21 protein-coding genes are annotated in these 20028 nt (G+C 37.0%); 8 read left to right on the top strand and 13 right to left on the bottom strand.

From position 1 onward, the window contains the following. Nucleotide 1: 1 nt before the first annotated feature. Genes CQA58_RS03365 through rplU form a run of 9 tightly spaced genes read right to left on the bottom strand, consistent with a single transcriptional unit; the run spans nt 2 to nt 6532 of the window. Nucleotides 2-859, bottom strand: coding sequence for a ParB/RepB/Spo0J family partition protein (locus CQA58_RS03365; protein WP_115569312.1), 858 nt, complete (start codon nt 857-859; stop codon nt 2-4). Next, nucleotides 846-1649 (bottom strand): ParA family protein, encoded by an 804-nt coding sequence (locus tag CQA58_RS03360; RefSeq protein WP_115569311.1) that lies wholly within the window; start codon nt 1647-1649, stop codon nt 846-848. The genes CQA58_RS03365 and CQA58_RS03360 overlap by 14 nt, the downstream gene beginning before the upstream one ends. Nucleotides 1650-1662: 13 nt before the next feature. Continuing rightward, complete coding sequence (locus CQA58_RS03355) at nt 1663-2307, bottom strand: biotin--[acetyl-CoA-carboxylase] ligase (RefSeq protein ID WP_115569310.1); 645 nt, start codon at nt 2305-2307, stop codon at nt 1663-1665. Beyond that, complete coding sequence (gene fmt / locus CQA58_RS03350) at nt 2301-3200, bottom strand: methionyl-tRNA formyltransferase (RefSeq protein WP_170126730.1); 900 nt, start codon at nt 3198-3200, stop codon at nt 2301-2303. The genes CQA58_RS03355 and fmt overlap by 7 nt, the downstream gene beginning before the upstream one ends. Continuing rightward, nucleotides 3197-3961, bottom strand: coding sequence for a glutamate 5-kinase (gene proB, locus CQA58_RS03345; protein WP_115569308.1), 765 nt, complete (start codon nt 3959-3961; stop codon nt 3197-3199). Before proB ends, fmt begins: the two co-directional genes overlap by 4 nt. Then, nucleotides 3958-5028: a GTPase ObgE gene (obgE, locus tag CQA58_RS03340; RefSeq protein WP_115569307.1), complete on the bottom strand. Its 1071-nt coding sequence runs from the start codon at nt 5026-5028 to the stop codon at nt 3958-3960. The genes proB and obgE overlap by 4 nt, the downstream gene beginning before the upstream one ends. Next, entirely contained in the window at nt 5019-5933 is a 915-nt protein-coding gene (locus CQA58_RS03335) for a DUF535 family protein (protein WP_115569306.1), read from the bottom strand. Before CQA58_RS03335 ends, obgE begins: the two co-directional genes overlap by 10 nt. A 21-nt stretch (nt 5934-5954) precedes the next feature. Continuing rightward, nucleotides 5955-6209, bottom strand: a complete 255-nt coding sequence (gene rpmA / locus CQA58_RS03330; protein WP_115569305.1) for a 50S ribosomal protein L27 — start codon at nt 6207-6209, stop codon at nt 5955-5957. Nucleotides 6210-6220: 11 nt separating this feature from the next. Further along, nucleotides 6221-6532: a 50S ribosomal protein L21 gene (rplU, locus tag CQA58_RS03325; protein ID WP_115569304.1), complete on the bottom strand. Its 312-nt coding sequence runs from the start codon at nt 6530-6532 to the stop codon at nt 6221-6223. 258 nt (nt 6533-6790) lie between these two features. Between rplU and flgL the strand changes: the two genes are divergently transcribed. After that, nucleotides 6791-9307, top strand: coding sequence for a flagellar hook-associated protein FlgL (gene flgL, locus CQA58_RS03320; RefSeq protein ID WP_115569303.1), 2517 nt, complete (start codon nt 6791-6793; stop codon nt 9305-9307). Nucleotides 9308-9380: 73 nt separating this feature from the next. Continuing rightward, nucleotides 9381-10055, top strand: a complete 675-nt coding sequence (gene hsrA, locus CQA58_RS03315; protein WP_115569302.1) for a homeostatic response regulator transcription factor HsrA — start codon at nt 9381-9383, stop codon at nt 10053-10055. Nucleotides 10056-10088: 33 nt separating this feature from the next. Here the strand turns inward: hsrA and CQA58_RS03310 are convergent, their stop codons facing one another. After that, nucleotides 10089-11393, bottom strand: coding sequence for a M99 family carboxypeptidase catalytic domain-containing protein (locus CQA58_RS03310; protein WP_245942756.1), 1305 nt, complete (start codon nt 11391-11393; stop codon nt 10089-10091). Nucleotides 11394-11511: 118 nt separating this feature from the next. Here CQA58_RS03310 and CQA58_RS03305 point away from each other — a divergent pair, with 118 nt between their 5' ends. The 6 genes from CQA58_RS03305 to CQA58_RS03280 all read left to right on the top strand — a co-directional run bounded on the left by CQA58_RS03305 (nt 11512) and on the right by CQA58_RS03280 (nt 17263). Further along, nucleotides 11512-11961: a hypothetical protein gene (locus CQA58_RS03305; protein WP_115569300.1), complete on the top strand. Its 450-nt coding sequence runs from the start codon at nt 11512-11514 to the stop codon at nt 11959-11961. A 68-nt stretch (nt 11962-12029) separates the two neighbouring features. Next, complete coding sequence (locus CQA58_RS03300) at nt 12030-13655, top strand: lytic transglycosylase domain-containing protein (RefSeq protein WP_115569299.1); 1626 nt, start codon at nt 12030-12032, stop codon at nt 13653-13655. Nucleotides 13656-13665: 10 nt separating this feature from the next. Next, nucleotides 13666-14484, top strand: a complete 819-nt coding sequence (gene galU / locus CQA58_RS03295; protein WP_115569298.1) for a UTP--glucose-1-phosphate uridylyltransferase GalU — start codon at nt 13666-13668, stop codon at nt 14482-14484. Further along, entirely contained in the window at nt 14484-14867 is a 384-nt protein-coding gene (locus tag CQA58_RS03290) for a hypothetical protein (protein ID WP_115569297.1), read from the top strand. Before galU ends, CQA58_RS03290 begins: the two co-directional genes overlap by 1 nt. Then, a complete protein-coding gene (locus tag CQA58_RS03285) occupies nt 14864-17056 on the top strand; it encodes a heavy metal translocating P-type ATPase (RefSeq protein WP_115569296.1) in 2193 nt (730 codons plus the stop codon). Before CQA58_RS03290 ends, CQA58_RS03285 begins: the two co-directional genes overlap by 4 nt. Nucleotides 17057-17059: 3 nt before the next feature. Beyond that, nucleotides 17060-17263, top strand: a complete 204-nt coding sequence (locus tag CQA58_RS03280; protein WP_115569295.1) for a heavy-metal-associated domain-containing protein — start codon at nt 17060-17062, stop codon at nt 17261-17263. Here the strand turns inward: CQA58_RS03280 and CQA58_RS03275 are convergent. From CQA58_RS03275 to CQA58_RS03265, 3 genes are read right to left on the bottom strand one after another with little or no spacing between them, the layout of a single operon-like run. Then, nucleotides 17223-18302: a glycosyltransferase family 4 protein gene (locus CQA58_RS03275; protein WP_115569294.1), complete on the bottom strand. Its 1080-nt coding sequence runs from the start codon at nt 18300-18302 to the stop codon at nt 17223-17225. The genes CQA58_RS03280 and CQA58_RS03275 overlap by 41 nt on opposite strands. Then, nucleotides 18299-19048 carry a glycosyltransferase family 2 protein gene (locus CQA58_RS03270; RefSeq protein ID WP_115569293.1) on the bottom strand — a complete coding sequence of 250 codons (750 nt, stop codon included), beginning with the start codon at nt 19046-19048 and terminating at the stop codon, nt 18299-18301. Before CQA58_RS03270 ends, CQA58_RS03275 begins: the two co-directional genes overlap by 4 nt. Then, nucleotides 19014-19982, bottom strand: coding sequence for an O-antigen ligase family protein (locus CQA58_RS03265; protein ID WP_170126729.1), 969 nt, complete (start codon nt 19980-19982; stop codon nt 19014-19016). Before CQA58_RS03265 ends, CQA58_RS03270 begins: the two co-directional genes overlap by 35 nt. Nucleotides 19983-20028 lie beyond the last annotated feature (46 nt).

Raw genomic sequence — 20028 nt, 5'->3', positions numbered from 1 at the left:
CTTATTTGAAAAAATCTAAAACTTTTTTGATATCGCTCTCATTTCTAAAATGAATTGTTAATTTTGTTTTATTCAAAGCAAAAGAGAAATCAAGTTTTGCCAATTTTCCTCTTAGGTCTTCAATCTCCCTGCCCTCAAAGGTTTCTTTGGTTTTTTCTTTTGGAGTTTGAGGGGATTTGAGTTTTTTTACCATTAACTCTGTATCTCTTACAGAAAGCTTTTGTCCCACAATGGATTTGGCAATCTTTCTTTGATTTTCATCATCTAATCCGATAAGAATCTTGGCGTGTCCTTGTGTAAGCTTCTCTTGGATTAACATCTCTTGAATTTCAGAGTTTAGCTGAAGCAATCTGAGTGTATTTGTGATTTGCGATCGCGATTTTTGCACCTTTTGAGCCAATTCATCGTGTGTAAGATGATGAATTTGAATGAGTTCATTATAAGCATTTGCTAAATCAATTGGATTAAGATCTTCTCTTTGAATATTTTCGATCAATGCTACTTCTCGTAACTGATTGAGATCTATATCTGCAATAATTGCCTTAATTTTCTCACTCTCTAAAATTTTTGAAGCCTTAAGTCTTCTCTCCCCTGCAATCAAGACATAATGTTTATCTTCTCTATACACCAAAATAGGCTGAAGCAGTCCGTATTCTTTGATTGATTGTGCAAGTTCATTTAGACTTTCTTCTCTAAAATGCTTTCTTGGCTGATAGGGATTGGGGATAATCTCAGAGATTGCAATCTCTACTACGCTCTGATTTTCAGAATCATACATATTGTTTTCATACGCTTCTTTGACTTCCCCCAAAATCTCTCCTAGCCCTCTTCCTAATGCCATTTTTTTATGCTTTGCCACTAGCTTCTCCTTTTAGAATTGCTTTTGCCAAATCTTGATAAGCCATACTTCCATTTGAGCGTTGATCATAGAGCAAAATTGGCTTTCCAAAGCTTGGAGATTCAGCAAGTTTGATACTGCGTGGAACCATTACACAATCTTTGGCTCTCCCTTTTTTGAAAAGTGAGCTTTCAAAATGTTGGATTAAATCTGCCAAAACCTGCTTTGAGAGATTGTTTTGTGAGGAATACATTGTGGGTAAAAATCCTCTGATGACTAGGTTTGGATTGCTAGAATCGCGTAAAACCTTAATAGTGCTAAGCAATTGTGCCAATCCCTCTAGAGCAAAAAATTCACACTGAATTGGGATAATGACTGAATTTGCTGCACTTAGGGCATTGATTGTTAAAGGTCCAAGAGCAGGAGGAGAATCAATGATGATAAAATCATATTGAGTCCTAATCTCTTCAATTTTGTTTTTGAGCAAAAGATCTCTTCGTGTATTTTTTTTGTTGTAAAACTCTTTTTCTATCCCTACAAGTCCGATATTTGAGGGAGCGATAAAAAGATTTTTCATATCGGTTTTGTGAATAATCTCTGAGAGTTTTTTGCTCCCCATTAAAACATGATAAATATCAAATTCAATCTCATTGCGACGCAATCCAAGACTTGTAGTCGCATTGGCTTGTGGATCAAAGTCAATCAATAAAACTTTTTTCTTAGCATATGCCAAAGAAGCCGAAAGATTGACAGCTGTTGTCGTCTTCCCAACTCCTCCTTTTTGATTGGCAATAGCAATAATTTCACACATCTCACTCTCCATATTATCTCAAGCTATATATTTTTTGATTTTCAATCATAATTGCACCATCCTCACACAAAAGCGCATCTTCAAACGACAAAGTCTTATCACCATAGTGAAAAGAAAATGGATAGTTTTTATAAAATTTTAGCTTGTAATTGCTCAAAATTACACTCCAAGTTGGATAAGTGCAAAAAAATTGCAAAAATTCTCTGATAAATTGCTCTTTTTGAGCTTTATCCATTTGGGTTTGAAGTGAGGCAAAGTGAGAGGAGAGCAAATTGATTCCAATCCCACACACGCAAAACTCTCTCACACTTTGAGTAATCACCCCTCCGATTTTGTTCTCATTGATATACAAATCATTGGGCCATTTAACCCACACTTCAAAGCCTCTTTTCTCTAAAAACTCACTCATAAGATTGCTAATATAAATGGATAGGGATTGCAAAGGCAAGTCTTTGGGCAAATCACTTTGGCTAAAAGCAAAAGAAAATAAAATCGCACTCTCCACACTCTCCCACTCATTCCCCCTGCTCCCCACTCCACTGCTCTGCTTATCACTCATCACACAAAAAGGCACAAGAGGGGTTTGCTCTCTTTTGAGATACTCAACTAGCCACTTTTGAGTAGAATCAATCTCTTCAAAAAACAAAAAATTTAGCAAAAAATCTCCCCCTTCTTTGCTCTTTTTCCTCTTATATAATCACTTGCTTTCATTTTTTGCTTACTTGGGGGTTGCACTTCATAGACTTTAAGCACCCCATCTAAACACGCCACCTCTACTCCACTCTCATCTATCTCTACAATCTCCCCTACTCTCTCACTTCTTTTGCTAGGGATAAATTCAGCTTGAGTAATCTTTAGTCCATTTTCCAAAAACACACTTGGCCAAGAGCTAAAGGCTAAGAGCTTATTGATAATTACTTTGCCACTAGAGAAATCTACACACCCTTCTTCTTTTTTGATTTTTTTGCAATATGTGGCATCGCAATGAATTTGCTTCATTCCCTTAATGCTAGGGAGTAAGGAGAGGGTTTTGAGCAAAACTTTTCCTCCTAGATGTGCCAAAGAATGAGATAAAACCTCCAAAGAGAGATTGTGAGGAGATTGCAAATAGCTCAATGCCATAATCTCTCCACTATCCATTCCCTCATCCATTTTCATCACACTCACCCCAAACTTCCTCTCATCTTGCAAAATCATCTCTTGCAAAGGAGAAGCCCCACGCATTGAGGGAAGAAGAGAGGCGTGGATATTAAGACACAGCCTTGCTTGAAGATAGCTTGAGGGGAAGAATTGCCCAAAAGCCACCACCACAAACACTTCTGCCCCTAGTGTGCAAAGCTCATTTAAGAGCGTATCATCTAGGCTTTGGGGTTGATAGATAGGATAGTTTTGAGTTAGGGCATATTCTTTCACTTCTGAAGCCTTAAGCTCTTGTTTGCGTCCAAAAGGGCGATCAGGCTGAGTAATCACTGCGACAATTTGATGAGAAGAAGAGAGTAATTCTAGGATTTCTCTAGCAAAAAGAGGAGTTCCAAAAAAAGCAATCTTCACTTTGATTCTCCAAAAATTGTCCCACTTCTTTGAATCCCCTCCAAAAGAAAGGCTTCCAAATCCTCTAGCTTTGCTCCATTACACAAAAACATTTTCTTCCCCCTCTTCATCAAAAAATCAGCAGCAATGAGTTTGGTTACAATCCCCCCTGTGGCGAAATGCCCGTGGGGATCGTAAGTGGTTTTAAGATTTTGCTCAGGGATTGAGGTGATATGTTTAATGAGCTTGGCTTCAGGAAACTCGTGAGGATTTTTATCAAAATAACCATCAATATCACTCAAAATCACCAATAAATCTGCATCAAAATAATATGCAATATGAGCACTCAATCGATCATTATCCCCAAACTTTAGCTCTGCTGTGGCAAGTGCGTCATTTTCATTGATGATAGGCAAAACCTTGTTTGAGAGCAAGACTTCAATAGTATCTTTGGCATTTTGGGTGCAAGAGCAAGAATCAAAGTCGTGTCCGCATAGTAAGATTTGAGCATTGAGGATTTTATAGCTCTCAAAAATTTTGCGATAGGTTTCAAGAAGCAAGGGCTGTCCAATACTTGCTAGAGCCTGTTTGTGAGAGATTAGGCTTTTATCAAGTCTAAGCTTAGTATATCCACTTGCTACTGCACCTGAGGTAACCAAAATAATCTCAAATTTCTCTCTAAGCCTAGCAATACTTCGAGCAATCCTCTCAATCGCCTCACTTAAAATTGTCTCTCCATCACTAAGATTAGAAGTCCCTACTTTGATAACAATTCTTTTCATTTCTGACTTTCTTTGAGGGCTTTTGAGAGAAAGAGTTTGAGAGTGGAGAGGTTTGTGCCAAGTGCTGAGGAGAGTGGAAGCACAAAGAGGGCTTGATGAGTTTTCTCTAGCTCCAATTCTCCTCTTATCCCCTCACTTGCATATACACTTCCCTCATATTCAATTTTAGGTAATCCTAGATTTTGCAAAAACTCATCAATGCTTTGGGGTAAATCTTGAGCGATATCAATCTTGCTTAGAGCGATTCCAAAAGGGCGAGTGCTAAGCTCTGCACTAAATCTCTCTAGCTCTACTCTTAGGTTTTGATATTGCTCTGTGAGGGTTCGATAATTTGCACAATCTAGCACAAACAAAAGCACTTTAGTTCGCTCAATATGTCTTAAAAAGCCAATCCCAAGCCCTCTTCCCTCACTTGCTCCATCAATAATCCCTGGAATATCTGCCATCACAAAACTATCAAAATCTCCTACATCAACTACCCCTAGATTTGGCACTAAGGTAGTAAATTCATAGTTTGCAATCTCAGGTTTTGCATTGGAGAGAGTGGAGATAAGGGTGGATTTCCCCACATTTGGGAATCCTACCAAGCCCACATCGGCAATGAGTTTAAGCTCTAGGCGTAAATGAGCTTTTTGTCCTGCGATTCCTTGCTGAGCGTAAGTGGGGCGTTGATTGACTGAGTTTTTAAATCTTGCATTGCCCAATCCCCCTTTGCCCCCTTCAAACAAAAGGTGTTTGCCCTCTTTCAAATCTAGCAAAAGCTCCCCGCTCTCCTCATCAAAGACTTGAGTCCCTGCAGGGACTTTGATGACCAAATCCTCTCCACTTCTTCCTGTTTTGTTTTTGCCCTCCCCTGGGCGTCCATTTTCAGCCTTATAATGCTTTGCTCCACGAAACTTTGAGAGTGTATCACTATTGTTATCCACCTCAAAAAACACACTCCCCCCTCTTCCTCCATCTCCCCCATCAGGCCCACCTTGGATTACAAACTTCTCTCTTCTAAAACTAACTGCTCCTGCTCCACCTTTTCCTGAAGATACAAAAATATCAACGCAATCTACAAACATTCTCTTAGCCCCATTTCTCTAAAATTTTGCTCCATTTGAGCTTTGAGTTCATCTAGGAGTGCAAAACGCTTTTTATACATTGAGCGTTTTTGACTTGGAATCTCACTCAAATCTTTTTGTTTACTCTCTGTCAGATCAAAGTATTCACCTTCTCTCTTTCCCCCACATTCTTCCCACATCAAGTCATAATCCATAGAATACTTTCTCTTCCCAAAACTTAAATGTCTTACTTGCCTATCTTGTTGCACACCCAAAAGAGCATTGGATTTGATAAAACTTGAAAAAAATCTTGCAATTTCAATCAAAAAAATTTGAGGACGCAAACCAAAAAGCTTTTTTGTAACTTCTTTAATTTGATTTCTTACTTCATCTCCATTTCCACCTCCTTGAACACACGCTATGAGAAGGCTAGGAGCTTCTCTCCCTCTAATAAAACCAAAAGAAAGATGATAAATTGTCTGATTTTCATAAAGTAAGCGAATTGCCAAAAACCCCTCTTCAAATGCTCCATTAAGAGTTAAAATGCACTTCAATCCCCATTCAAGTTCTAATATCTCTATCTCTTCCCCTTGCAATAAACGATAAAAAAGACTATCACTCAAAATTTGCTCTAATACTTCAAGATTGTATTCAATACATAATCGGCGTTGCTCCTGAGAAAATTTTTTATTCAAAAAATCCTTGCACACTACCCAATGAGCTTGTCCTAAGTGCTTAGAAAACAAATCAATTCTTCTAGGATGTGCATTGACAAACTCTACAAAAGGACTGATTTGTTTTCTAGCGATGAAATTGCGAAGAAAGAAACGAATGTATTGTCTGAAGAAATAAGATTTACTATCAAATCCTACTCGATCGCTGAGTTTTCCAAAAAGTGTAGAAAACTCAGGCCATCGATAAAGCATTTGCCAACCTATAAAAGTGGGTTAAGCAGGATAAACAGAAACTTTTTTTCTGTCTTTGCTTTTTTGCTCAAATTTTACAATGCCATCAATCAATGCATAAATTGTATGATCTTTTCCCATACCTACATTGTTTCCAGCATGCACCTTTGTTCCTCTTTGTCGAACAATGATATTTCCTGCTCTAACAAACTGAGAACCAAATTTTTTGACACCTAAACGGCGTCCCGCTGAATCGCGGTTATTCTGCGTACTTCCCTGACCTTTCTTGTGAGCCATATCTTACTCCTTTATCCTACAATTTTTACAATTCTAACGCGAGTGAAATCTCTTCTAAAGCCTCTTTTGACTTTGCTATCTTTTCTTCTGCGTTTTTTAAAGGTAATAACTTTCTTTGCTCTACCCTCATTGATGACTTCTGCCTCAATAAGAGCACCAGAGATAAAAGGTGTTCCCAACTTACTTTTTTCACCATCAACAATTGCCAAAACTTCTTGCAATTGGATTTTTGACTTTGGCTCAAGGCTCATTTTATCAAGAAGAACGATATCTCCCTCTTGCACCTTGTATTGCTTGCCTCCATTCTTAAACACTGCATACATCGTGGTTCCTTAGTTTTGATATTGACACTTTGAGTGTCGTTTTTTGCTTATGACTAACACTTTGGTTAGAAAACAAAGCTTGAATTATACATACTTTTTTGCATTTTTTCTCTTGCATTTTTGTATGATTAAAAAAATTAAAGGAATCGTTTTTGCTGTCGATTTTGAAGTTTTAGATTCTAGATTGCTAAAATGTTTGAGTAAAATTCAAACAATAAATATAGACAGGATGTCGGCAAACTTTTAAGGTAAGGGATTATGAGAGTAACTTTTGGTACAAAATACAATCAAATTAGAAATTCTCAAGACTCATTGCAGTCAAAGCTGAATGATTTAAATGCCAAAATCGCATCAGGCAAGAAGATTCAATACAGCTATCAAGATAGCAGGGTGTATAACAAAGACTTGCAACTTGGCTATCAAGAAACTACACTTTCTCAAGGGATTGATGTCGCACGCAATGCCTACAACAACACAATCAACACCGACAAAGCTCTCCAAGAACTCTCAAAAACTATCCTGACATTCAACACCAAGCTTCTTCAAGTCGCAAATCAACCCCAATCCCCCACCTCAAGAGTAGCAATCGCTAATGAATTGGCAGTTTTAAAAGAGCATATGATTAATGTTGCCAACACCTCTATTGGAGGAGAATACCTCTTTGGTGGCACAAAGGTCAAAAACCCACCCATTGCTCAAGATGGACGCTATATGGGAAATGATCAAAAACTTGAAGCCCTTATTGGATCTAATGTCAAAGTCCCCTACAATATCCCTGGTACTCAGCTATTTTTTGGCAATGATGCAGACTATTCAGCTTCAGTTACAAGCAATATCAAAAAATACAATCTAAGCAAACTCTATCCAAGCGTTATGGATAAAATCAATCGTGATGAGCCACCTCAAGAAGTTTTCATCAAACCCACAGATACTTTGCGTGATTTGATTGGTGATAATGACAATCAAACAGATAATGATAAAAAAATGTATTTTTATCTTAGAGGTGTAAGACCTGATGGAAGCCGATTCAAAAGCAAATTTGAGCTTGATCCCTCCTATATCACCCCTGATAATGCTGTGAAAGTGAGTGATTTGCTAGAGAGAATTGGGCGAGAATATGGGAATAATCAAATTACAAAAACCGTAGATGTAAGCCTTAATCCTTGGGGAGAGATTGAGATCAAATCTTTGGTTGATGGAAGCTCAAATCTTGATTTCAATCTTATTGCAAGTGATAAAGATGTTGATGATATCAATACGCTTCCCACACTTGGGGCAAAAGTTGTGAGCTTTCAGAAAAGCCCATTTATGAGCAATCAAAAAGTATCTTCTATCAAATCCACTATCAATGATTACAAAAGCTATCAAGTCGAACTTCCCACCTCTTTTATCTCCCAAAAAACAAGAAACCCTGCAAATAGCAACACTCAACTCAGTGAGATTTTTGACTCTGATGTGATGACAATCTTTCTTGATGGAAATTTCAAAGATCAAGACAAGCAACCTCAAGTCTTAACATTTTCAACAAAAGACACCAAAGTGATGGATGTCATCAAAGACTTGAAAACTTTTTATAAAAACTATGGACAAAATATTGATGTAGAGATTGCCAATGGAAAATTTATCATCACAGATCTTGATGCTAAAAAAACTCAAAGTAAATCTAGTATTGATCTAACCTTCTCAACAGCAGACAAAGAAAGTCATCTCACCGATGGGATAAGGATTGATTATCAAAGCACTTATGATGATGTTTTGTTTGAAAAACAAGGCTCAAAACTTGCCTCCAATGTCTCTCAAGTGCTATTAAGCAAAGATGGCTATGCCACAGATCAAACAAGGCTAGAAGAAGTTGCAGGAAGTTTGGAGGGCAAAACCTATCAAATGTCACTCAAAGATCATAATGGCACAAGCGTTGAGGCAAAGATTATGTTTGAAAAAAATGGTTGCTATTTACTTCTCCCCTCTAAGCAATCAACACAAGAAAACCCCAAAGAATACAAACTTCCCATTGTCAATCTCAATGAAAAGGGTAAATCAAGCATTGCAATGCCAAACAATATCACCTATCGTCAGCTTATGGATACTTTCGCTCTAGCACTCAATTATTCCAATCAAGATGAAAATATTTATCAAGAATTGCTTGGAAACCCTGAAACTTATAGTGTCAAACAAAAAGAGCTTTATGAAAATATAAGCACTCAAGCAAGCAAAAGGATTGAAATCAATCTCAACCAAAACGGACAAGTTACAATCTCTGATAGGACAAGAGCTTCAAGTTTGATGGATTTTTCTTTTACAGATAGCTCAAGCACTGATTTTTCTGAACAATGCATTCGCAATACAGAGAGTGGATTGTTTTTGCACGCCAACAATGCTCTTACAATCGATAGACCTCAAATCAATTTCTTTGATGCACTAGATACTGCAATTTCTGCTGTGCGAGATGGAATCTATCGCCCTGATGAATATCCTAACTCATACAATAAAAATATGAGAAATATAGGGATACAAAATAGCCTAGAGACTATCAAACACATTGGCGATCACTTAGAGAAAATCATTGCTCTCAATGGTTCTTATGGAAATAGTTTTGAAAATTCCATTCAAAAAAATGAAATGCTTAAGGTTCAAGTGCAAACCTTAAGGGGAGAGAATATGGGAGAGGATATTGCAGAGGCTTATAATAAGTTTTCAGATCTTAGCACCAATTACAATGCTGTGCTTAACTCCTCAAGCAAAATCAACAAAATGTCAATTCTTGATTATGTTTAAAAAAGAAAGATAAAAAATAAAAATAGCTATGTTATAATCGCTTAAATCTATCTTAAAATCAAAAGGACTAATGATGAGAATCTTAATCATTGAAGATGAGCCAACCCTCCATAAGACGCTAAGTGAAATCCTTGATGAGTTTGGTTATCAAACTGATGTTGCAGAAAGCATTAAAGATGGAGAATATTTTTCAGGAATTAGAAATTATGATCTTGTGATTACAAACTACATTCTCCCTGATGGTTTGGCAACTGAAGTTATCCCTTCAATCAAAGCAACCACTCCTAGAACTCCTATCATCGTTCTCTCAGCAAAACACAACAAAGAGTTTGAAATCGCAGCACTCAAAGGTGGAGCTGATGACTTTATTGTCAAACCCATTGACTTTGATATTCTTCTAGCAAGAATTGAGGCGCATTTAAGATTTTGGGGAAGCAATGCCATTGAGTTTGGCGATCTCTCAATCAATCCAACAGAAGAGCGTGTAATCTACAAAAATAGAGAAGTAGAAGTCAAAGGCAAACCTTTTGAAGTCCTTACCCATCTTGCACGACATAGAGATCAAATCGTTTCAAAAGAACAACTCCTAGATGCGATTTGGGAAGAGCCAGAGCTTGTGACTCCAAATGTCATTGAAGTAGCAATCAATCAAATTCGACAAAGACTAGATAAGCCTCTAGGAATCACTACAATTGAAACAGTGAGAAGAAGAGGTTATCGCTTCTGCTATCCCAAAAAGAAAAAATAATCCCCCTCTCTCCCTTCTAGTTAGGGGAGAGAATTATTTTTCAAACTCCACGATTATCATTCCTGCAAATTTCCTACCATTATAAAACTCGATTCGGTATTGTCGCTCTTTTGTATCAATGGAGTATTTTTTGATCAAATTTGCCAAAGAGATTTCATAATTTGCCTCACTCACCCCTGCTCTACCCTTTGGCGTGAATCCAATGACATTGACTCTAAGATTGGAGGGAAGCACTTTGAAGCTTTTTTTGACTTTAATGATACTCCCCAGCCTCACTTCCTCAACCCTATGATCTACTTGGATTTGAACCTTTTGAGCAGATTTTTCAAACTCGATGACAAAAGGAGAGAGCTGAGTTACAATCTTATTGCCATACTTTAAAACAATATCTTGATTTTTTGGCAATAATCCCATAATGTAATGAGTGGAGCTTAGTGGGATTTGTGCAATCTCTTTGCTAGGTAGAGGAAAAAAGGCAATACTCTTTTTTAATCCCATTACAGGCAAGGTGATTAGGGGGGTGATTTGCACCACAGCCTCGCTATCATTGATAAATTCCAAAATCTTTCTAGGAGTAAGTTTAAAATCTCTTTTAAACTCCACGCCCAAAGTTTTCAAAATCCCCTCCACTGCCAATAAGTGATAATACACTCTTTCATTTAGAGGTAAATTCTTACTTGCCTCATTTGCCAAGGCCCCCTTTTGATTACGCACTGCAAAAAAAGTAAGACTTTTTTCCATTTCTTTATCTTCTTTGGCAGTATGTGTATTTCTAATATGATAGAGGTGCAAATCTTTGAGAGCAGAGGCATTGACATATTTAACAATGCTTTGGGAATACTCCAAAAGATTGCCATATTTTGCTCCCTTTAATTTCTCTTGATCAATAATTGAGCAATTCCCCCAGCGTGAGGGGTTTAGCTCTTTGCTAATATAAGTTTCACGATAAAACCCACTTCCATCATGCAAATGAAAAATAAAATCAATCTTATCGTGTAAAACAATGCTTTTCAACCGCTCAATGATAGAGTATTCAGGATCATTTTTTGAGAGAGTTTTAAACTTACGATTCATATCCCCATAAATCCCACGATGATTTCTTAGAATGCTATGGCGATTGAGATTGGGAATAACCCACACCTCACCTTTGAGGATCTTATAGTGTTGCAAAAAGAGATTAAGTGCATTAAATCCCCCCGGTTCATCTCCTTGAATCCCACCAATGAGCAAAACTCTAGGTGAGTCTTCTTTTTGGCTTGGCATTTTGACTAAATCAAAATCCAAAATATTTGCACTCAGCAATAAACACATACCTATATATAAAAGTATCTTTTTCAAAAAAATCCCTAGCTCTAATATTTTTTCAAAATATTATCTTGAAAATTTAGAGAAAATCAAACAAATAAGGGAATGAAAAATGCTTTTAACTCAAAAAATCCAAAAATAAAGGATATCAATGAATGCTTTATCTATCTTTGAAAAACATCTTGGCAATGCTTTAGGAGCAGGGGAGCAAAAAAATCTTGCTAAAAACATAAAAGACATCAATCAAGCCATTGGGAGTTTGCAAACTATTGATAGCACACTCAAAAAAGCTTTGCAAAACTTGCAAGATTTTCAAAGCTTTTGCCAAAGTTGTGAGTGCAGTTTTATGGGAGAAAACCTCATCAATAAAGAAATCACACTTTTGCTCTTTGGACAAACTCAAAGCTTTTTTATCCAAGATTTCACCACTCTTGCACTAGAGAAATCTCAAGAAGAGCTAGAAAGCTACTTCACCCAAAAAAGAGAAGAAATCTCTTCAATCCTTGATTGGGTAATGGAAGAAATGGAGCAAACTCCAGCTCAAAGCACTTTTTCTCCCTCAATGGGATATTCTCTTCAGCAAGGAATCTACAAAATCTAATCCCTCCTTGCTTAGGGCAATCAAACTTTGATAAAATTATATTTTATATGAATTTTTAAGGTTAGACATTGAGATTTTTTACTCTGATTTTTGTATGTGTTTTTGTATCGGCAAGTCAAATCACTCTTGATTTTCTCCAAAACAAACCCAAAGGGATTGCAAGAGATTTTTATATTTGGAGATATTTGCAAGATCCCAAAACTTCGCTTGAAGATGCAATCAAAGCCTATGATTTGGTATATAAAAAGACTCCAAAGCTAGAAGATTTACTTGCAAAAAAGGGCTATACACACGAGCTTCCAAAAGAGGTGGCTTGTAAAAAACTCTCCTTTGAAAAACTCAAGCAAGAAGATGGGGAGTGTATCGCCTTTGGGCTAAAGCTTTCTATTATCCCCTCAATCTCTCCCACAGATGCTGAAGTGCTTGTCAAAAAACTTGCCCCCATCAAGCCCATTTTGGCTCAAGAGGTGCAAATCTTAGAATCCAAAAACCCTCTTTCTGAAATGATAAAATCCAAAAATGCTCAAATCTTTAGTGAGATTTTTTATGGGTTGAATTTAGAGCAAAGACTTGATATTTTTAACCGCAAAATCCCCCCAAAAGATTTTGCACTTCTAGCCAATCAAAATGACGCAAACTTCAATAAAATGATGCAATATGTTTTGCTCTCAGAACATTTTGAAGTTTTCAAAAAAACCATTCTCAATGCCCCAATCATCAATGTTGATGACAAAATGTTGCTTTTGCTTGGAATAATGCATGCCAAATACGATCAAATCACACAAGCCCAAAATTATTTCTCACTGATTTTACAAAATCCCAAAGACCCTCTTATCAAAGACAAAGCCCTCTTTTGGCAATACCTCATTAGCAAAGATGAAAAATATCTTCAAACCCTCTCTCAAAGCCAAAATCTCAATCTCTACTCTATCTTTGCCAACCAAAAACTCAAAACCACACCCCAATACACAATCACCTCAAAACTTGAGAATATCAAAGATGAGAGAGCAAACTTTGATATCACCGATCCATTTGAGTGGCAAATCTTACGCAACAAACTCACTCAAATCCCCACAGGAGATGAACTTAAGCCTATTTTGGATCAAAAACTCACCTTCAGCAATACTCAGCCCCATCTTGCTTTTATGCTTAATCGAATCAAAAAATACAAAAGCAATTATTTTTTGATGCCCTACTCTGAAAATCTAACTTGGAAAAATCAACACCAAAAAGCCTTCACCTATGCGATTGCCAAACAAGAGAGCAATCTTCTCCCTGCTCTTGTTTCAAGCTCTTATGCTCTAGGAATGATGCAGATTATGCCCTTCAATCTCAAGCCCTTTGCCAAAGCATTGGGTAAAGAGAATGCAACATTAGATGATTTGTTTAATCCTAGCACAGCCCTAGAGTTTGGGCGATTTTATCTAGCTGAGCTTGAAAGGGAGTTTAATCATCCTCTTTTTGTGGCTTATGCTTATAATGGAGGGCCAGGTTTTTGGAGAAGAACCTTAAAGAGAAAAACACTTTTTATCAAAGATAGAGAATATGATCCTTGGCTAAGCTTGGAGCTTATCCCTTATGAGGAGAGCAAAAATTATGGACAAATTGTTCTAGCAAACTATATAATTTATCAGCAAATTCTAGGACAAGAAATCAATGTAGAGGATTTTCTCTCAAAAACATTAGTAAATTAAGGAGTAAAAAATGATAAAAAAATGCCTTTTTCCCGCAGCAGGTTATGGGACAAGATTTTTACCTGCCACAAAAGCAATGCCCAAAGAAATGCTTCCAATCGTAGATAAGCCACTCATTCAATATGGAGTAGAAGAAGCCAAAGAAGCAGGGTGTAACACCATTGCTATCGTTACAGGACGCAATAAGCGAAGTATTGAAGATCATTTTGATATTAGCTATGAGCTAGAGCAAGAGATTAGGGGGACGGATAAAGAAAGCTATCTAGCAAGTATTAGAGAAATTATGCAGGCTTGCACATTCTCTTATACTCGCCAAAATGAGATGAAAGGCTTAGGTCATGCAATCCTCACAGGAGAAACACTCATTGGCAAAGAGCCTTTTGGCGTGATTTTGGCTGATGATTTGTGTGATAATGAGGGCAAGGGGGTAATGCAACAAATGGTAGAGCTTTATGAGAAATATCGTTGTGCGATTGTGGCGATTGAAGAAGTTGAGATCAAGCAAGTGGATAAATATGGGGTGATTGATGGAGAAGAGATTGAGAGCGGGATTTATAGAGTGCATTCAATGGTAGAAAAACCCTCTCCAAGTGAAGCCCCTAGCAATCTAGCAATCATTGGACGCTATATTCTTATCCCTGAAATTTTTGAGATTCTCAAAGTTACACCTCCAGGAAAAAAGGGGGAGATTCAAATCACTGATGCACTCCAAACCCTAGCCAAAGAGGGCAAAGTCATTGCTTATAAATTTCAAGGCAAAAGATATGATTGTGGAAGTGTGGAGGGATTTGTAGAGGCTACAAATGTATTTTTCAAAAAGAAAATCTAATGCAAAGTAGTTTTATCATCTTTTTTTATATTCTCTCTTTTGTTTTGCTTATCCCCATTGTTCTTTTGGGGATTTTAATCACTCCAGAGAAACCTAGCAAACCCTCAGCTCCCAAAAAACCCACCCCTCAAGATCTGCTAAAACAAATCAAAAAAAATAAAGATTCTGCTCATCAAGCTCTAAAAAATTTTGAAGAGCTTTTTATCGATGCACAAAGCTGTGATAGGCAGGTTTGGATGAACTTACTAGATCAATTTGCCCTTTGCAAATGGCTAGAAACCACAGAGGTTGTAGAATTGCAACAAAGAGTGATTGAGGCAAACCCTCAGCTCAAAAAAGAAATCGAAAACCATATTAGCAACTCCTTAAAGAACAGAAAATGAGAGAGATAATTTATATTGATGGAATGACTTGCACAGCGTGTTCAGGTGGGATTGAGAGAGCATTGAAAAAAAAGAGCTATATTAGAGAAATCCAAGTGGATTTGCTCAACAAAATGGCAATCATTGACTTTGATGAGAAAGAGAGCAATCTAGCTGAAATCTTTGCCCTTATCAAAAAACTAGGATATAAGCCAAGAAAGCAAGGAGTGATAGAAAAGCTTGATCACAGCTTCCTCACTCCCAAAAAACGCATTGTTTTAGCTCTATTTTTCACTCTTCTCACTCTCTATCTCTCAATGCTTCCTATGCTCTCTCTTAGCCTTTATGAAAAGCTCACACCTATTGCACCTTTTTATAATGCTCTTTTGCAAATGGCTTTTACACTAGTTGTAATGCATATGGGGAGAAACTTCTATCTCAAAGGCCTCTCTTCCCTCCTCTCTCTCCACCCTACAATGGATACACTTGTAATGCTAGGCAGTGGGAGTGCTTTTATCTTCTCTCTTTTTCAAATCCCCTCCTTACCCCAAAGTCTTGAAGATAGCAAAAATGCCTTGCTTTTGTGCCACTCAAGTGAGGGGGTGTATTTTGAGAGTGTGTGTGTAATTTTGCTCTTTATCTTGATAGGCAAAAGCATTGAGGAGAGAGCCAAAAACAACACACAAAACTCACTTCAAACCCTCGCCTCTCTCAAAGAAGCCTCTGTGATAAAAATCATTGATGGGGAAGAGGAAAGAGTGAATATCAATGAAGTCAAAGGTGGGGATATCCTCAAAATCACACCTCAAGAGAGCATTTTGGTTGATGGAGTGATTTTGCAAGGCTATGCAAATATTGATTGCTCAAGTTTAAATGGAGAGAGTTTGCCTATCAGTAAAAAAGAAGGAGATACTCTCTACTCAGGCTCACTCAATCTCAATACGACTTTTTTAATGCAAGCAAGCAAAAGTGCAGAAAACTCCACTTATCAGCAGATTTTAAATCTTGTACAAAACGCTCTTATTTCCAAAGCACCCATCGCTAGAGTCGCCGATAAAATCTCAGCCTTTTTTGTCCCCTCAGTGATTATCTTGGCTTTGTATTCTGCAATCACTTGGTATTTTCTTCATAAAGATTTTCAACTCTCTCTTCAAACCTTTTGCAATGTGCTTTTGATCTCTTGTCCGTGTGCTTTGGGACTTGCCACGCCTTTGGCTCTCAATATTGCCACCAAACTTGCTAGTAGTAGAGGAATTTTCTTCAAAGATGCTCAGATTTTAGAACTCATTGGCAAAACCTCTATGATTTTCTTTGATAAAACAGGCACACTCACTCAAAAACAGCTTCATATCAAAGAGATTCACTCCTCTAGCTCACTCTCTCAAACTCAACTTTTGCAGATTTGCTCCTCTCTTGAGTGTCAATCTCATCACATCATTGCCCAAAGTATCCTTGAAGCCTCAAAAAGCCTCTCTATCCCCAAAGCTCAAAATATCTCTATCCAAGAAGGATTGGGGATTAGTGGAGAGATTGAGGGGGTGAGATATAAAATCGGAAGTGCCAAAAACTTCTCCCCCTCCCCTACTCACTCCAAAGAGGGGATTGAGATTTTTATAGGTGAGAGCAATGAGGGGGGAGATAAGATTTTGGGATATATTTTGCTAGAAGAGAAGATAAAAACAGAAGCCAAAAGCACACTTGAAGAGCTAAAGAATATGGGGGTTACTTCAGAGATTTTGAGTGGAGATAGGAAAGGAAATGTAGAGAAAATCGCAAAAGAGCTTCATATCTCTTTTACCTCTGATGCACTCCCCCAAGACAAACTAGAGGTATTAAAACACCACAAAGACAAAATCACAATGATGGTAGGAGATGGGATTAATGATATGTTAGCTTTAAGCAATGCAAGTATTAGTGTGAGTATGGGAGAAGGCTCTAAGGGGGCGATGGCAAGCTCAAATCTCATCATCTTCAACAACAATTTAGAAAATATCCCCTATGCCATCAAGCTCTCTAATGCCACACTTAAAAATATCAAGCAAAATCTTTTTTGGGCTTTTGGATATAATGCGTGTATGATTCCTATTGCGTGTGGATTGCTAAGTGGATTTGGAATCACCCTTACTCCAATCCTTGCCTCTATTGCAATGACGCTTAGCAGTCTAAGTGTGGTGTTTAACGCCCAAAGATTAAAAACTTTTAAAGGATAGTTTATGAATACAATCACCCTCAAAGTCCCTCAAATGAATTGCTCTCATTGTGTGAGTAAAATCACAAATTTTCTTCAAGAAGTTGAAGGGGTGCAAGAGATTGAATGCCTTTTGCCTAGCAAAGAGGTAAAGGTGGCTTTCTCCCTCCCAGCAAGTATTGAGCAAATCAAAGAGGCGATTGAAGATTGCGGATTTGAAGTTGAGTAAAAAGCTTATTCCATTCTTCTAAGATTTTTTCTTGAGAGAATTGGGCTTGTATCCTTTCTTTTGCTCTTTGTCCCATATCTCTTCTTAACTCTTGGTTTTGCATCAAAATCTCCATTTTTGAAGCAAAACCCTCTAAATCTCCATCTTCAATCAAAAAACCAGTTTTTTCATCCTCAATAATATCACTTGGTCCAGCACAGATATCAAAAGCAACACTAGGCAAACCATAACTTCCACTCTCAAGCAAAACCAATGGCAATCCTTCAAAATGACTACTCATCACATAAAGTGAGGCTTGTAAATACTCTTTTTGTATCTCTGGAGTAAAGGGTTTTAAGAAAATACAATCTTGCAAACCATAAGTATCAATCTTATTTTTTATTTCTTCTTTTAAAGTTCCTTCACCCACAATATAAAGCTTCCAATCTTTAATTTTTGGTTGAATCTTTGCAAAAATATCCACCAAACGCAAAAAACCTTTTTGATCCCCCCTATCCATTCTTCCGACACTTAGACAAATTTTTGAAGAAGAATCGGCTTGTTTTGTGGGAAATGTGGGTAAGAAATTGGGAATAACACTAATGTGGGGATGACATTGTTTCCACTTTTTTTCTTCTTTATGAGAAAGGATAACTACTTCATCAAAGAAATCTAAATTTCGCTTCCTTTTTGGGAAATTTAAATGCCAAATACGAATATATTTCTTATCCTTAAGTTTGAATATTTGAGCCAATGCACGATCATTTGCGATAATAATGTCATCTTGCTTAAAGCTTTTTCTTGCCTTCAATGTGAGAATATAGCGATAAAAAATCTTCTTAAATAAATATCCTATTTTACCTCCGCTTCTTTCTCCACATCTCTCCAAATATTCGACCTGAACTTGGGGATTGAGTGCATAAATAGGGGAGTTTTGAGACTTATAGTAACTAATGATTCTAACCCTATGCTCTAAAGAAAGTGCATTGGCCAAATTGACACATACTCTCTCTCCTCCTCCTTTTTCTGTAATATCTCTTAATACAATACAAATATTCATTTTTGTTCCATTTCATAAAGTTTGAGATATTTAAACATTGCTCCACTTGCATTACACCACGCAATGACAAACCCCCTATAACCATATCTCCACCCCATTCTAAAGAAATAATCTTTGACAAAAACAAAAACAAATCTCCCAATCCCACCAATAGCACTCCCCCTCTTTCCTCTTTCTTTCATTTCTTTTGCACTCAATGAGGTGTAACGATTCATTTTTGAGAGAATATTATCAATGTTCTCCATCGTATAATGCTTCACAGACCCCTTAAGTTTTATCTCTTTTGCTTTCCCTGTTTGAAGCCCTTCATGAACTAATTTTTCTCGATAACCAATTTCTGTTTTGTTAAAAATCCTCTTTACCCGATCTGGATACCAACCACAACACTTTACCCATTTTCCATGAAAATAATTCTTGCGTGAAAAAGAATAATATTTCCCCAATTCAAAATTTAGATTTTCAATTTCATTAAGCAAATCTTCTTCAACAACCTCATCACTATCAAGAGAGAGTATCCAATCATTCTTGGCATAAGAAATTGCTAGATTTTTGAGTGCTCCAAAGCCGATAAACTCACTTTGATAGACTTTGACATTGCTAAACTCTCTAGCGATTTTTAGCGTATCATCACTGCTTTGGTTATCTAGCAAAATCACTTCATCAAATCTCTCTACGCTCTTTAGGCATTCAAAAAGGGTTTTTTGGGCGTTTTTAGCAATGATAGTGACTGAAATTTTCTTTTTCATTTGTTTCCTGATTGATAAATTTTAAAAAAAGTGAGCACAAAAGGATAATCATCGGAGTATCAACCATAGAATCCCAAGGCTCTCCAGTGAAAGAGTTGATAAAAATAAAATACAGAATTGTCAAAAAACCACAAATTCTATATTTTAACTCCTCACCTTGACATTGAGATAAGTTATAACCAAACATTCGAAGTGATGTCCACCAAAACAACAATAAAGCTAATAAACCAACAATCCCTCTCTTTGCCAATGCCTCCATAATTTGACTATGCTTAGTCCCTCTTACCCCCAAATCATTCTCAGATCTAATTCTGCTTCCACTTTTTTGGATAATTTCATTTGTTCGCTTTGCAATCATTGCTGTGCTCATTCCATAAACTGGAGATATTTTTAGCATCGTCCATGCCTCTTTCCACATCTCAAATCTCATCCCAATGCTTGTCTGAGGATTATCTTTGGCATACTGATCAATATCAACTTGAATTTGTTGCAATCTGAAAGTATCTTTCCCCACAGGAAAGGCCCAAAGCAAAGAAAAAACAATCAGCATTCCCCCTATTGCTACAAAAGTTTTTTTAAACATTCTTTTATTCTTAAACAAAAAAACAATCTGCAAAATACAAAAGGCTATAAGTAGACTAATCATTGCCGATCTTGCTGCCGTAGAAAAAGAGGCACTAAAAGCAAAAAGAGAGGCGATAGCAAAAAAAATCTGTTCTTTTTTTGATGTGGAAAAAGCATAGAAAATTACACTAAACAAACACAATAGTGATGAAGCGGTTGCCATTTCTGCAATACCCACAAAAGCATCAACTCTTTGCATTCCCAAAATGTATCGCTCATACAAAGCAAAACATCCATTTATAATTGCACCTATACCGACACAATACGCAATAATTCTCTTGTTGAGATTGAATTTCAACTTTAAAAACAATAAAACAATAAAAATGCCCAAAAAATATCGCGTAGGAATATCTAAA

Source organism: Helicobacter brantae, assembly GCF_003364205.1.
GTDB classification, from domain to species: domain Bacteria; phylum Campylobacterota; class Campylobacteria; order Campylobacterales; family Helicobacteraceae; genus Helicobacter_G; species Helicobacter_G brantae.
Note: the sequence above shows the minus strand (reverse complement) of the source record. Positions and strands in the feature narration are given on the sequence as shown.